Annotated in this window: 13 protein-coding genes and 1 pseudogene; 9 read left to right on the top strand and 5 right to left on the bottom strand. The window is 72.2% G+C overall.

The window, feature by feature from the left end; genetic code table 11:
• The 3 genes from Q7W29_09925 to Q7W29_09915 form a co-directional block, all read left to right on the top strand.
• Window positions 1-585 (top strand): hypothetical protein (locus Q7W29_09925; protein MDO9172137.1); only part of this gene is annotated, 585 nt, incomplete at its 5' end.
• 65 nt (window positions 586-650) lie between these two features.
• A complete protein-coding gene (locus Q7W29_09920; GenBank protein MDO9172136.1) occupies window positions 651-1,649 on the top strand; it encodes a nitronate monooxygenase in 999 nt (332 codons plus the stop codon).
• On the top strand, window positions 1,646-2,044 hold the full coding sequence (locus Q7W29_09915; protein ID MDO9172135.1) for a hypothetical protein: 399 nt from the start codon (window positions 1,646-1,648) through the stop codon (window positions 2,042-2,044). The genes Q7W29_09920 and Q7W29_09915 overlap by 4 nt, the downstream gene beginning before the upstream one ends.
• On the opposite strand, the gene Q7W29_09910 is transcribed toward Q7W29_09915, so the two are convergent.
• From Q7W29_09910 to Q7W29_09900, 3 genes are read right to left on the bottom strand one after another with little or no spacing between them, the layout of a single operon-like run.
• Entirely contained in the window at window positions 2,024-2,803 is a 780-nt protein-coding gene (locus Q7W29_09910; GenBank protein MDO9172134.1) for a polyphenol oxidase family protein, read from the bottom strand. The genes Q7W29_09915 and Q7W29_09910 overlap by 21 nt on opposite strands.
• Window positions 2,800-4,188, bottom strand: a complete 1,389-nt coding sequence (locus Q7W29_09905) for a Mur ligase domain-containing protein (protein ID MDO9172133.1) — start codon at window positions 4,186-4,188, stop codon at window positions 2,800-2,802. The genes Q7W29_09910 and Q7W29_09905 overlap by 4 nt, the downstream gene beginning before the upstream one ends.
• Window positions 4,175-4,729 (bottom strand): L,D-transpeptidase, encoded by a 555-nt coding sequence (locus tag Q7W29_09900; protein MDO9172132.1) that lies wholly within the window; start codon window positions 4,727-4,729, stop codon window positions 4,175-4,177. Before Q7W29_09900 ends, Q7W29_09905 begins: the two co-directional genes overlap by 14 nt.
• A gap of 242 nt (window positions 4,730-4,971) precedes the next feature.
• Here Q7W29_09900 and Q7W29_09895 point away from each other — a divergent pair.
• The 5 genes and pseudogenes from Q7W29_09895 (at window position 4,972) to Q7W29_09875 (ending at window position 10,302) form a co-directional block, all read left to right on the top strand.
• Window positions 4,972-5,955: pseudogene (locus tag Q7W29_09895) on the top strand (phosphate acyltransferase).
• Window positions 5,956-6,054: 99 nt separating this feature from the next.
• Window positions 6,055-7,140, top strand: coding sequence for a butyrate kinase (buk, locus tag Q7W29_09890; protein ID MDO9172131.1), 1,086 nt, complete (start codon window positions 6,055-6,057; stop codon window positions 7,138-7,140).
• Window positions 7,137-8,054 carry a phosphate acyltransferase gene (locus tag Q7W29_09885; GenBank protein ID MDO9172130.1) on the top strand — a complete coding sequence of 306 codons (918 nt, stop codon included), beginning with the start codon at window positions 7,137-7,139 and terminating at the stop codon, window positions 8,052-8,054. The genes buk and Q7W29_09885 overlap by 4 nt, the downstream gene beginning before the upstream one ends.
• A 335-nt stretch (window positions 8,055-8,389) precedes the next feature.
• The gene (locus tag Q7W29_09880; protein MDO9172129.1) at window positions 8,390-9,319 is read left to right on the top strand and encodes an HDOD domain-containing protein; all 930 of its coding nucleotides are present in this window, start codon (window positions 8,390-8,392) and stop codon (window positions 9,317-9,319) included.
• A 23-nt stretch (window positions 9,320-9,342) separates the two neighbouring features.
• On the top strand, window positions 9,343-10,302 hold the full coding sequence (locus Q7W29_09875) for an HDOD domain-containing protein (protein ID MDO9172128.1): 960 nt from the start codon (window positions 9,343-9,345) through the stop codon (window positions 10,300-10,302).
• 59 nt (window positions 10,303-10,361) lie between these two features.
• Here Q7W29_09875 and Q7W29_09870 read toward each other — a convergent pair whose 3' ends face one another.
• Window positions 10,362-11,198: a hypothetical protein gene (locus Q7W29_09870; GenBank protein MDO9172127.1), complete on the bottom strand. Its 837-nt coding sequence runs from the start codon at window positions 11,196-11,198 to the stop codon at window positions 10,362-10,364.
• 215 nt (window positions 11,199-11,413) lie between these two features.
• Window positions 11,414-12,787, bottom strand: a complete 1,374-nt coding sequence (locus tag Q7W29_09865; GenBank protein MDO9172126.1) for an amino acid permease — start codon at window positions 12,785-12,787, stop codon at window positions 11,414-11,416.
• A gap of 221 nt (window positions 12,788-13,008) precedes the next feature.
• Here Q7W29_09865 and Q7W29_09860 point away from each other — a divergent pair.
• On the top strand, window positions 13,009-13,535 hold a 527-nt coding region (locus Q7W29_09860), incomplete at its 3' end, for a glycerophosphodiester phosphodiesterase (GenBank protein MDO9172125.1).

Genomic DNA, 13,535 nt, shown 5'->3' with positions numbered 1-13,535 from the left:
GCCCTGCAGCTGTCGTTCTCGCCCTCCTACAACGCCACGCACGAGGCGACGCAGTGGGTGACGCGCGTGACCGACCCCCTGATGGCCGCCACCTACGGCACGCGCTACGTCTTCGCCTGGATGGACATGCAACAGGTCTCGTTGACCACCCGCGTGGACTGGACCTTCTCCCCCGGCCTGACGCTGCAGACCTACCTGCAGCCCCTGTTCGCCACGGGCCGCTACGAGGGCCTCAAGGAGTTCCAAAGCCCGAGCACCTACGACTTCACCGTCTACGGCCGCGACGGCGGCTCCACCCTGGAGCGCGGCGACGACGGCTCCTACCTCGTGGACCCCGACGGCGCCGGGCCGGCCCCCGCCTTCGCGGTCGCGGACCCGGACTTCAACCTCAAGTCGATGCAGGTGAACTTCGTGCTGCGCTGGGAGTACGACCCGGGCTCCACGTTCTACCTGGCCTGGACCCAGGGCCGCGCCAACTTCGACGATCCCGGCAGCATGGACCTGCGCCGCGACGCGCGCTCGCTGCTGGAGTCCCCGGGCGACGACATCGTGATGGTGAAGGTCACGCGGCGCTTCGGCATCTAAATCGGCATCTAGTCGGGATCCGTTCTCCGCTGGCGCTGCCGCCGCGCGCCGGGTACGATGCGGCCATGACACGCGTGACGGCATTCACCGCGGCGGCCGGCGTCCGCACGCCCCTGATCTGCGGGCCGATGTTCCCCTGCAGCAACCCCGAGCTGGTGGCCGCCGTCTCGGCGGCCGGCGGCTTGGGCGTGGTGCAGCCGATGTCCCTGACCTCGGTGCACGGCTGGGATTTCCGCGACGGCCTGCGCCGCATCCGCGAGCTGTCGGGCGGCGCCCCGGTCGGGCTGAACGTCCTGCTCGAACACGGCTTCCAGCGCTACCAGCGGCGGCTGGACGCGTGGATCGACATCGCGCTGGCAGAGGACGTGCGCTTCTTCCTGACCGCCCTGGGCCACCCGCGCGCGATCGTCGAGCGCATCCACGCCGCGGGCGGCCTCGTCTACCACGACGTGACGGGCAAAGGCTTCGCCGCCAAGGCCGTGGACGCCGGCGTCGACGGGCTGATCTGCGTCAACGACCGCGCCGGCGGGCACGCGGGGCGCCGCTCGCAGGAGCGGCTGTTCGCGGAGCTGTCGGGCTACGGGCTGCCCCTGGTCTGCGCCGGCGGCGTCGGCGCGCCGCAGGAATTCCGCGCCGCCCTCGACCAGGGCTACGCCGCGGTGCAGTGCGGCACCCGCTTCATCGCCACCGACGAGTGCACGGCCCACGCCGACTACAAGGCGGCCATCCTGGCCGCCCGCGCCGCGGACATCGTGCTGACCGAGAAGCTCACCGGCGTGCCGGTGTCGGTGATCCGCACCCCGACGATCGATCGGCTGGGGCTGGAAGCCGGCGGCCTCGCCAAGCGCCTGCTGCGCCACCCCCGCACCAAGAAGTGGATGCGCGCCTGGTACCTGGGCCGCTCGCTGCGCCGCCTGCCCGCGGCCGCGCGCGAGGGCGGCGCCTACCGGGACCTGTGGCAGGCCGGCCGCAGCGTCGAGGGGATCGTGGCGGTGATGCCGGCGGGCGAGGTGGTGCGGCGTTTCGCGGCGGCGCTCGGCGACGGCGCGACCGGGGAACCGTGAAGATCCTCTGTTCCTACTGCAGCGCCGCGAAGCGGGAGGACGACGGCCTGCTGCCCGCCGTCGAGCGTTACCTCAGCGAGCGGCTGCGCTCCCTCCGGCGGCACGGCCTCGCGCACGGGACGCCCCTGCACATCCTGTCGGGAGAATTCGGCCTGCTCGGCGCCGAGGATCCCATCCCCTGGTACGACCACCTGCTGCGGCCGGACGAGGCCGCGCCCCTGGCCCTCGGCGTGGCGGCTCGGCTGCGCGAGCTGGGGGTGGACACCGTGGAGTACCACACAGCGTCGCCGGTGGAACACCCGCAAGTGCGGCCCTACCTCGCAGCGATCCGCTCGGCCTGCGAGGCGGCCGGCGCCTCCCTGCACGTCACCGTCCTACCCGGCGACCCGCCCTGAGCGCACGGTCCCGATCACCGCCGCGTAGCGCCCCGCCGCCGCGCCCTCCCGCCGGTAGCTGAAGAAGAGATCGTTGCGGCAGAGCGAGCACAGCCCGGCCGTGACGATCGCCTCGTCGCGCAGTCCGGCCTCGCGCAGCTGCGCGCGGTTGGCGGCCCAGAGGTCGAAGTGGAGGCTGTCCTCGAGCTCGCGGAAGCAGGTGGCGGCGCCGGGACCGAGTTCCTTCAGGGCGCGGTCGCGCACCTCCTCGCCCACCTCGTAGCAGCAGGGGCCGGCCGAGGGCGCGATCCCGGCGCGCAGGCGCGACGGATCGGCGCCGGCGCACGCGAGTTCGGCGACCAGCCGCGCGGTGATGCGCTGCACCGTCGAGCGCCAGGACGCGTGGGCCACGCCCAGGATCGCCGAGCCGTCGCGCCGCTCCCCGGCCACCAGCACCAGCGGGCAGTCGGCGCTGCGCGCCATGACGCCGAGGCCGGGCCGGTCGGTCCACAGGGCGTCGCCGGGGCCGGCATAACCGGGGACCTCGGCGCGCAGCACGGTGTCGCCGTGGACCTGGAACGCCCAGGCGATGCCGTCGAGTCCCAGTTCGCTGGCCAGCGCGCCGACCGGCACGGCGTGCGCGGGGTCGTGGGAGGGCTCGTCGCCGAGGTCGGGACCGTCGCGCGTGGTCACGGCGTGCACCAGGCCGGGCGCGGCGAGATGGGGGAAGAGGCCGCGGCGACGGCCCCGGCCGTCGTCGACCAGGACGAAGCCGCTCATCGCGGCCCGCCGGGCGCGGCGGCCACCGCGGCCAGAACGTCGCGCGCCAGACCGGTGAGCGAGGGGTCGCGCGCGCCCATCACCAGCACCAGGTCGCCCGCGCGGGCCTCGGCGGCGATCAGCGCCGGCAGGTCGGTGCGGTCGGCGACGAACCGCGCGTCGCGGCCGGCGGCCGAGACCCCGCGGGCGAGGTCCGCGGACGAGATGTCGCGGGTCACCGTGCCGCCGGCGAAGAAGATCTCCGGCAGCCAGAGCACGTCGGCCGGCGCGAGCGCGTCGGCGAAGGCGGCGACCAGGTCGTCGCGCAGGAAGCGCGTGGGCCCGAAGCCGTGGGGCTGGAAGACGGCGAGGATGCGGCCGCCGCGCAGGCGGCCCGCGGACAGCGCCGCGCGCAGCTTGTCGGGGTTGTGGGCGAAGTCGTCGACGACCGTCACGCCGCGCGCGGCGCCGAGGACCCGGAAGCGGCGGGCCACGCCCCGGAAGTCCTGCAAGGCAGCGGCGACCTCGGGGAGGGAGGCGCCGGCCGCTGTCGCTGCGGCGGTCGCCGCCAGCGCGTTGAGCACGTCGTGGCGGCCGGGCGTCGGCAGCTCGAACGGCGTGCCGCCGACGCGGAAGCGCGAGCCGTCGGGCCGCAGCTCGACCGCCTCCGCCCTGACGTCGGCGCGCGGGCCGAAGCCGAAGCGCGCGTCGGGGCGCAGCTCGTCGAGGTTGGCCTCCTCGCCGCAGATCAGCGGGCCCGCCGTCCGGCCGCGGAAGGTGCGGAACATCGCCGCCACCTCGGCGGTCTCCTTGTGGTCGCGCTGCAGGTTGAGCACCACGCCGCACCAGGGGGCGTAGCGCACCAGGCTGCCGTCGCTCTCGTCGGCCTCGACGACCAGCAGATCGCCCCGCGGATCCGCCCAGGCGTTGCCGGGGACGCCGCGCTCCTCCAGCTCGACCAGGGCGCCGCCGGTGATCACCGACGGCTGCAGCCCGGCGCCGCGCAGGGCGGCGAAGGTCATCGCGACGACCGTCGACTTGCCGCTCGTCCCGGTCACCGCGATCGTGCGCCGCTCCGCCACGAAGCGGGCCAGCAGCTCGCTGCGGTGCAGCAGCGGCACCCCCCGCTCGCGCGCGGCGCGCACGTCGGGGTTGTCCGTCTCCACCGCGGTCGAGACGATGACCTCGTCGCAGCCGGCCGCCGCGCCGGACCCGTCCTGGGGCAGGATCGCGATCCCAGCCGCGGAGAGCGCGGCGCGCAGATCAATATTGTCGCCGCGGTCGAAGGAGCGGTCGCTGCCGCTGACGCGGCCGCCCAGTGCGGCGTGGTAGAAGGCCAGCGCGGACATGCCGCTGCCGCCGATCCCGACGAAGTGGTAGGCGGCCGGGCGCTCAGACGATGACAACGGGGTCCCCTTCTTCGACGCGCTCGAAAAGGTCGAGCACGTCGGTGTTGCTCAGGCGGATGCAGCCCTGGGAGACGGGTTCGCCGATGCGGCCCTCGTGGTTGGTGCCGTGGATGTAGATGAAGCGGGCCTCCGAATCGCAACCCTGGCCGCGGTTCACGCCCTCCTCGCATCCCCGCAGGGTGATGATGCGCGTCAGGATGAGGTCCTCCCGCGGCGCGGGCTCGCCCGGGCGCCACACGCCTTCGGGCTCGCGGCTGTCGAACCAGGTGCCGAGCTCCTGCCCGGCGCCGATGCGCCGCGCGACCCGGTGCACGCCCGGCGGCGTGCCGAAGGAGCCCTCGCGGCCGCTGAGGCCGGCGGCCGCCGTCGAGACGCCGTAGACGCGGCTCGCGCGCCCGTCCTCGAACAGCACCAGGCACTGGCCGGCGGCGCTCACCAGCAGCCAGCGCGGCGGCTCTCCGCCCAGGACCAGGCGGAGGCGCGCGAGCGCGTCGCGGTGCATCTCGCTGTCGATCAAGCCGTTGCCGTTGCGTGGCATGGCGACGCTCCCTCCCGTGGTGCGGCCCGGGCGGGACCGTAACACCGCCCCGCCGCGCCGGGCAACGGCCGACTGCAAAACAACTGTGAATTTGAAAACAGCGCGGCCGATGACCATGATTGCGACGGTACAGCCGTCCGACACCCGACCCCCACGCCCGCGGAGGACCCATGACCGAGATCACGGGCGCGACGCTGCCGTTCGACATCGACCGCGCCCTCGACGATCAGATCCTGGCCGTGATGCAGAACCGTCCGACGGTGGTGCTGACCGAGGCGCTGGACCCGCGCACCGTGGAGGCCGCCTGCCACCTGTCGCGCTTCGCCCGGCTGGTGTTCCTGGCGGACGAGGCGGCGGTGAGGGCCGTCCAGCGCGAGCAGCTGCCCCACCTCGACGCGACCCGCGTGGCGTACACCTTCCAGAACGCCGCCTTCATCGACCCCGCGACCCGCTCCGACCTGCTGGACGAGTTCGTCGCCGAGTACCTGGCCCTGCCGGCGGAACTGCGCCGCGCCGACCTGCCGCAGGAGGCGCGCCGGCTGCTGAGCGAACCCGCCCGCTTCGGCATCATGTGCGTGCGCTGCGGCCACGCCGACACGGTCGTCGGCGGCCTCACGCACGAGCCGCGGGATTACTTCCGCCCCATGCTGCGCCTGCTGCGCGTCAACAAGGTCATGTGCGAGGCGGGCATCTTCGTGCTGCCGCCCGACCACCCGGCGGGCATCTTCCCGCACAACATCGTGGTCTTCGGCGACGTGGGCGTGAACGCGTCGATGACGCCCGAGACGCTGGCCCGCATCGCGGTGGGCACCTGCGCCGTGGCCCGCGACCTCATCCCCGAGGACGTGCTGCCGACGATCAACGGCGCCATCGTCAGCTACTCGCACAAGGGCTCCGACGAGGGCCCGTCGCCGGAGCTGGTCCGCCGCGCCACGGCCCTGGTGCCCGAGATCCTCGCCGAGCGCATCGCCGTGGGCGAGCGCTACCGCACGATCCACATCGAGGGCGAGGTCAAGATCTCCACCGCCCTGTCGCGGCGCTCGGCCATGTACTACCAGCCGGCCGAGGGCGCGCCCGGGGGCACCAACGTCATCATCGCCCCCAACCTCGACCTGGGGAACCTGCTGTTCCACCTCTACGCCACGCGCTACCCGGAGGCGAAGAAGTTCCCGGTGATGTTCGGCGTGCGCTTCAAGGGCGTGGACGTGCCGATGGACTCCTCGGCGCAGGACGTCATGCTCGCGGTCAAGGCCAGCCTGCTGCGCCACCACAAGTTCGGCCACTGGACCCGCACGCCCCGGGACACCTTCTTCCCGCGCCCGCGCATCCTGGCGATCAACCCCGGCTCGACCAGCACCAAGATCAGCGTCTACGAGGGCGACCTCGAGAGCTTCACCAAGGAGCTGCAGCACGACGCCGCCGAGCTGGCCCCCTTCGAATCGCGCCCCATCACCGATCAGGCGGGCTTCCGCAAGGAGGCCGTGCTGGCCGCCCTGGCCGAGCACGACCTGACGCCGGCCGACCTCGACGCCGTCGCCGGCCGCGGCGGCCTGGTGCGGCCCATCCCCCACGGCACCTACGCCGTCAACGAGCGGATGCTGGCCGACCTGCGCGCCGCCGTGGGCGGGGAGCACGCCTCGAACCTCGGGGCGCTCATCGCCGACGAGATCCGCCTCGGCACCGACCTGCCCGCCTTCATCGTCGACCCCGTGGTCGTGGACGAGGTCTGGGAGAAGGCCAAGATCACCGGCTTCAAGGCGGTCCGCCGCCTGGTGATCAGCCACGCCCTGAACCAGATCGCCACGGCGCAGCGCTTCGCCCAGGAGCACGAGACGTTCTACGAGCGCATCAACGTGATCGTCTGCCACATGGGCGGCGGCATCACCGTCGGCGCCCACCGCCGCGGCCGCTACCTCGACGTCAACAACGGGCTCAACGGCGAGGGGCCCTTCTCGCCGCAGCGCTCCGGCACCGTGCCCACCGGCCAGCTGATCGAGCTCTGCTTCTCCGGCGAGTTCACCAAGGCCGAGCTGAAGCTGCTGAACAAGGGGCGCGGCGGCCTGATCGACCTGCTCGGCACCGCGGACCTGCGCGAGGTGGAACGGCGCGTCGCCGACGGCGACGAGTGGGCGACGCTGGTCTTCGACGCCATGGCCTACCAGATCGCCAAGCACATCGCGATGCTGCTGCCCGCCTTCCAGGACGAGCCCGTCGACGGCATCCTGCTGACCGGCGGCATGGCCCGCAGCGCCGGCCTGGTCGCGGCGATCCGCTCGTACGTCCCGGAGCACTGCGGCCGCGTGGTCGTCTACCCCGGCGAGAACGAGATGGCCGCCCTGGTCCAGGGGGCCCTGCGCGTCCTGAACGGCAAGGAAGAGGCCCGCACCTACGACCCGGAGGCCGCATCGTGACCCCCATCCGCACCCTGGACGAGATGGTCGCCTCCCTGCGGGCGCGTCCGGCCCGGCACGTGGCCGTGGCCGCGGGCCACGACCCCCACACGATCGAGGCCGCGGCGCGCGCCGTCCGCGAGGGGATCGCGCGGGTGACCCTGGTGGGCGACGCGGCCCGCATCGACGCTCTGTGCGCCGCGCAGGGCCTCGACCGCGGCGCCTTCACGGTGATCGACGAGCCGGACGTCGCGGCCGCCGGCTTGCGCGCCCGCGACCTGGTGCGCGACGGCCGCGCCGACGTGCTGATGAAGGGCCTGATCGGCACCGCCGACTACATGAAGTCCATCCTGGACAAGGAGCGCGGCCTGCTGCCGGCAGGGGCGATCCTGACCCACCTGACGGTGTTCGAACTGCCCGCCCACACCGCCCGCCACGGCAAGCTGCTGTTCGTCAGCGACGTGGCGATCATCCCGCTGCCGGACCTCGCGACCAAGAAGCAGATCCTGCGCTGCTGCGTGGACGCGGCCCACAGCTTCGGCCTGGAGCGGCCCCTGGCCGCCCTGCTGGCCGCCAGCGAGAAGGTCAGCCCGAAGATGCCGGCGACCGTCGAGGCGGCGGCCATCGCGGCGGACGCGGCCGCGGAATTCCCCGACGCCGTGGTCGACGGCCCCCTGGCCCTGGACGTCGCCATCTCGCCCGAAGCCTGCGCCATCAAGGGCCTGGACTCGCCGGTGGGCGGCGCCGCCGACATCCTGGTCTTCCCCAACATCGAGAGCGGCAACGTCTTCTACAAGGCCGGCACCCTCCTCTCCGGGGGCCGCCTCGCTGCTGCAGTCGTGGGCACCTCGTCGCCCTGCGTCTTGACCAGTCGCGCCGACACCGAAGAATCCAAGTTCCTCTCGATCGCGCTGGGTTGCCGCCTGGTCCGCTGAACCGGCTCGGCTGTTGCCGGGTGGGTGGGCCCTTCCCGTTGCCTGGATCTCCTTCGTTCGCTTCATACAGACCCGCTGGGACGGGGGACGCGCTCCGGGCACCTCCTGTGCCCGGAGTGCTTGACTTCCGGTTCCCTGCGCCCTCCTGGCGCAGAGAACCTGCAGACACCCCCGTCCCAGCGGGTCTGTATGAAGCGAACGAGATGAGACGCAGGCAAGGGAAGGGGCATCGCACCCGGCGACATCCGAACCGCTCAAGTCCATCCGGAAACGACCGATAGCACGACTGAACAGTGTACCTTCGCCGAGCTCTCCATCGCCCATGGAGCCCGTAGATGGATGTCGCCACCCGTGGTCCCGGCACATTCAGGGATGAATTCGCCGCGGCCTTCCAGCACGTCAAGCTGCCGGTGTTGCCGGCGGCCGTCTCGCGCCTGCTGGCGGAGGTCAACAGCCCCGAGGCCGAGGTCGGGCGCATCGAGCGCATCATCTCCACCGAGCCGCTGATCAGCGCCAAGGTGCTGCGCACGATCAACTCCTCGCACTTCGCCCTGCGCACCCAGGTGACCTCGATCCGCCACGCCGTGGCGCTGCTGGGGGTGGACCGCATCCGCTCGATCGTGCTGAGCTTCGCGATCCTCGAATCGGTGCCGCACCCGCCGACCGCCCTGTTCAAGCACGAGGCGTTCTGGACCGACACCCTGCTGCGCTCGCTGCTGGCCCGCATCCTCTCGCGCCGTTCCGGGCTCGGCGACGAGGAGGAGGCGTTCACGGCCATGATGCTGGCGGACATCTCGGTGCCCATCCTGCTGACCGTCTACGCCGACACCTACCTGTCGGTCTTCGCGCGCTGGAGCGGGCAGCCCAACGAGCTGGCGCAGCTCGAGCGGGACCACGTGGGCTGGGACCACGCCCTGGCCAGCGCCTGGATCCTCGAGAAGTGGGAGTTCCCGCCGACCCTGGTGACGGTCGCCGGCGCGCACAACGGCACCGCCGAGCAGATCCGCAAGCAGGGGCTGGGCAACACCGTGGCGCTGCCGGTGATGGTGGCCTCGCTGCTGCCGAGCGCGCTCAAGCCGGACGCGGCCCGCTGCCGCAACCTGATCCGCGTGGCCCGCAAGGAGCTGAACATCGCGCCGCCGGCCTGGCCGGCGATCCACGACCAGGTGCGCGAGAGCTTCGGCGCCATCTGCGCGGAATTCGAACTCGCCGGCCACCTCGCGCTCGAGGTGCTGAACGTCCTGCAGGAGACCACCAGCCACTGACCGTCACGGAGGGCGAGACCGCCATGGGCCTGCTCGATTCGTTGAAGCTGCACGCCGCCGTCGCGGACGGGGATTTCGACGTGATGTTCGCCGGCATGAAGCTGCCGCCGCTGCCCGCGGCCGTGGCGAAGGTGCTGGAGGAGGTCAACCGCGAGGAACCGGACGTCGTGAAGCTCGAGACGATCATCGGCGCCGAGCTGGAGCTGAGCGTGCGGGTGCTGACGACCATCAACTCCTCGCTGTTCGCGCTGCGGACGGAAGTCACCAGCATCCGCCACGCCATCAGCCTGCTGGGCTTCGACCGGATCCGCTCGGTGATCCTGGGCTACTCGATGCGCGACGCGCTGCCCCGGCCGCCGGGCGAGCTGTTCCAGCAGGAGGCGTACTGGACGGACACGCTGCTGCGCTCGCTGCTGGCGCGCGCGCTGGCGCGCCGCTGCCGGCCGGGCGAGACGGAGGCCGCCTTCACCGCCATGCTGATGGCCGACGTGGCGGTGCCGGTGCTGCTGACCGGTTGCCAGACGTTCTACGAGCCGATGCTGACCGAGTGGCGCCGCAGCCGGCGGCCGCTGGCGGGGATCGAACGCGAGGCGCACGGCTGGGACCACGGCCGGGCCGGCGCCTGGATCCTGCGTTCGTGGAAGTTCCCGGAGCGGATGGTCGAACTGGTGGGGGCCCACACCGCCACCCCGGCTCAGCTCGCCGAGGCGGGGCTGGGCGATTCGGTCGCGCCCTGCATCGCGACGGCCTCGCTGCTGCCGAGCTGCCTCTGCCGCGAACCAGCGCGCTGCGATGCCCTGATCGACCGGGCCTTTTCGTCGCTGGACGTCCCGCCGGCCGAGTGGCCAGGCATCCACGCGGAGGTCCGCGACGAATTCACGTCGATCCACGTCCAGTTCGGCCTCGCCGGCGGCCACATGCAGGCGACCGAGGCGGTCCTCGGCGACGCGATCCGCCGGCGCGGGCTGGAACTCCTGGCCTGAAACGCGGGAGGGGCGCCCTTTCGAGGACGCCCCCCCCCGGTGACGATTCCCGGTGCGGATCAGCGGTAGATGGCCTTCAGATTCCCCCAGCTGCTCATCGCGTCGTCGCCGTCCAGCGGCAGCGCCTTGTCGAAGCCGTCGGGGCAACCCATCTCGTTGTAGGCGGCCAGCAGGTCCTTGATCGCCAGCGCCTGCGAGCGGGCGGGATCGGCCGGGTTGCTGCCCAGCGGGTACATGGCCAGCAAGGCGTTGCCGTCGTCGATGGCGTCCTGGATGCCGTTGCTGGCGCCGTTGGCGACGTTCAGCATGGCGGCGATCAGGTGGTGGGCCAGGATGACCGTGGCGTCGCCGCGCACCGGCCGGCGGATGATCGCGATCAGCTGCGCCTGGTTGTAGGCCACGCCGCCGAGGCTGAAGCTCATCATCGGCCAGTCGGCGGGATGGTTCTTCCAGTAGCCGGGCGTGAAGTGGCAGGCGTCCTGCACGGGGCAGTCGCAGTTGAACGAGACGCTGAAGGTGCGGGTGTTGCGCACGTCGCCGTTGTCCTGCGGGTAGGCCGGCGTGGTCAGGACGACCGTGCCGTCGACCGTGTAGTCGCCGCAGAGATCGCCGTCCCAGAGCCCGGCCAGGCTGACCGTCGGGAACGCGGGCACGATCGTGACCTGGCCGGTCCGGGTCTGGACCGGGACGCCGCCCTGGGAGAGGACCACGTTGTAGGCGACGAACGCCTCGGGCACCACGATGGGGTAGGCCCGGAAGATGACCGTCGAGTCGACGGTGAAGCCGGCGCAGTCGGCCGTGGCGCCGAAGGTCTCCATGTGGGTGGCCAACGCGGGGCTGGCGGCGATCAGGACCAGGGCCGACAGCAGGAACGCGGCGCGGCCTTTCGCAATCATGTTCAGGTTCATCTGCATCCCCCCTTGGGTTTCCGACCATCGACATGACACCGAGGTCCCGCCTCGATGTCGGTTTACCATCATTGAGCAGAGACAAGGATACCATCATTCTGCACGATCGTGTGACGAAAATTGCGAATAAGCATTATTTGAAGCTTAATATTTGATATATTGTGATCATTTGCTGGATTATTTTCATATTCATCGACTAGGTATTAGGGCAGCGGATGGGGCGAGCGATCCGGGCGACGGCGGAAGTACCAGCCCAGGCCGGTCAGAGTGAGCAGGGCGCCCAGCAGCGAAGGCAGGGGCGCGGTGATCGCCGTGACCACCAGGAACGCCGCCTGGATGACCAGCACGACGCCGAGCGTCCAGGGCCAGCCCGGCACACGGAACGGGCGCGGCGCGTCGGGCATTCGGCGGCGCAGGACCGCGACCGCGGCGAAGGTCGACAGGTTGAAGACCGCCGAGGTGAAGGCGAAGAAGTCGATGACCGTCTCGTAGGAACGCCCGGCGAGCCCGGCCGCGATCAGCAGGACCGTCGCCCAGGCGCCCTGCGCGGCCAGCGCGCCGACCGGCGTGCGGTGCCGGGGGTGGACGCCGCCGAACACGGCCGGGAACAGGCCGTCACGGGACATCGCGTGCCAGGTGCGGGCCTTGACCAGGACCTGCGCGTTGATGTTGCCGAAGGTGCTCAGCACCACCGCGATCGCGATGAGCACCGCACCGGCCGGCCCCAGCGCGACGCGCATCGACTCGGCGGCGACCTGCTTCGAGGCGGCCATGCCGGCCGGTCCCAGCTGCCGCAGGTAGGCGAGGTTCACCAGCAGGTAGGTCGCCATCACCACGGCGATGCCCCACAGCAGCGAGCGCGGCAGGTTGCGCTCCGGCTCGCGCACCTCCTCCGCCACGTAGGTGGCCCCTTCCCAGCCGCTGAAGGCGAAGAACGCGTAGCGCAGCGACGCGCCGACGGCCAGGACCGCCGCCCAGCCGCCGGGCCGCGCCAGCGGCGCCTGAGCGAGTTCCGGAACGGCGGCGCGGGCCGCGGTCAGGCCGACCCACGCCACCGCGGCGAGGGCGGCCAGCTTCAGCACGGTGAGCGCGTTCTGGGTGCGACCACCGGCGCGGACGCCGCGGATGTTGATCCAGGTGAGCAGCCACACCCCGCCGGCGGCCGCAGCCGTCTCGAGGCCGCGCGGCCAGGACGCGCCGCCACCCGCCTCCCACAGCGCCCGCGCGTACTCGGCGAAGACCAGCGCGACGGCGGCGATCGTCGCCGTCTCGGACACGAAGAACATCGCCCAGCCGCGCAGGAACGCCCACCACGGCGGGTACGCGGCCTTGAGGTAGGCGTACGGCCCGCCGGAACGCGGCAGCATCGCCACCATCTCGGCGTAGCACAGGGCGCTCAACAGCGTCATCACGCCGGCCAGGACCCACGTGCCGAAGAAGAGCGCGGCCCCGCCGGTCAGCGCCATGATCGGGCCGGGCGTGCGGAAGATGCCGGACCCGATGATGCGGCCGACAACCAGCGACAGCGCCTCGCGGAAGCCGAGGGTCCGGGCCAGGGCGTTCCCGTCCCCGGACAACGGTGATGCCTGTCGTTGCGCTCCCACTCGCGATGCACCTCCCCTCGTGTCTGCGGCATCGATATCACGGCCGGCGCCCGCGCGACATCGGAATCTGCGGCGGCGACCGGCGCCTTCCCGGATATCGCTTGAACGGCCGCCGGGGGCGGCGGACAATCCTCCCGCCACGCCTGTCGGAGGCGGTCGGCGAACCCGGCCGTCGAACCCAACGGAGCGCCCTCATGCCGCCCGCCCACCCGCTGATCCTCGCCCACCGCGGCGACTCGGCGCACGCCCCCGAGAACACCCTGGCGGCCTTCCGGCTGGCGCTGGCCTCCGGCGCCGCGGGCGTCGAGTTCGATGTCCACCAGGCGCGCGACGGCGCCTTCGTCGTCCACCACGATGCGGACACGCCGGCGGGTCTCATCGCCGGGCTCGACCTCGCCGATCTCCGCGGCCGGCCCGCCAAGCGCGGCGGCGACCTGCCGTCGCTGCAGGACGCGCTCGCGGCGCTGGCGGCGGGAGGTCCCGCGTTCACGGTCTTCGTCGAGGTCAAGGGGATGCGCTCCTGGCCGGACCTGCGCCGCGAACTCGCGCCCTGGCGCGGCCGCCTGGATCTCGAGGTGCAGTCCTTCGAACCCGAACTGCTGGCGGCGATGGCCGGCGACCGCGACGGTTGGCCCTTGGGCGTGATCGCCCGCGAGCCGGGACCCGATCCCGCCGCCCTGCTCGCGAGTTTCGGCGCGCGCACCCTGTCGCTGCGCAAGGA

Source organism: bacterium (assembly GCA_030654305.1).
GTDB lineage: Bacteria > Krumholzibacteriota > Krumholzibacteriia > LZORAL124-64-63 > LZORAL124-64-63 > PNOJ01.
Note: the sequence above shows the minus strand (reverse complement) of the source record. Positions and strands in the feature narration are given on the sequence as shown.

Bases quoted from the DNA above. Each gene is read 5' to 3' on its own strand.
- Q7W29_09920 (MDO9172136.1), top strand. From the start codon at position 651: ATGACACGCGTGACGGCATTCACCGCGGCGGCCGGCGTCCGCACGCCC.
- Q7W29_09910 (MDO9172134.1), bottom strand. From the start codon at position 2,803: ATGAGCGGCTTCGTCCTGGTCGACGACGGCCGGGGCCGTCGCCGCGGC.
- Q7W29_09900 (MDO9172132.1), bottom strand. From the start codon at position 4,729: ATGCCACGCAACGGCAACGGCTTGATCGACAGCGAGATGCACCGCGAC.
- Q7W29_09880 (MDO9172129.1), top strand. From the start codon at position 8,390: ATGGATGTCGCCACCCGTGGTCCCGGCACATTCAGGGATGAATTCGCC.
- Q7W29_09875 (MDO9172128.1), top strand. From the start codon at position 9,343: ATGGGCCTGCTCGATTCGTTGAAGCTGCACGCCGCCGTCGCGGACGGG.
- Q7W29_09870 (MDO9172127.1), bottom strand. From the start codon at position 11,198: ATGATTGCGAAAGGCCGCGCCGCGTTCCTGCTGTCGGCCCTGGTCCTG.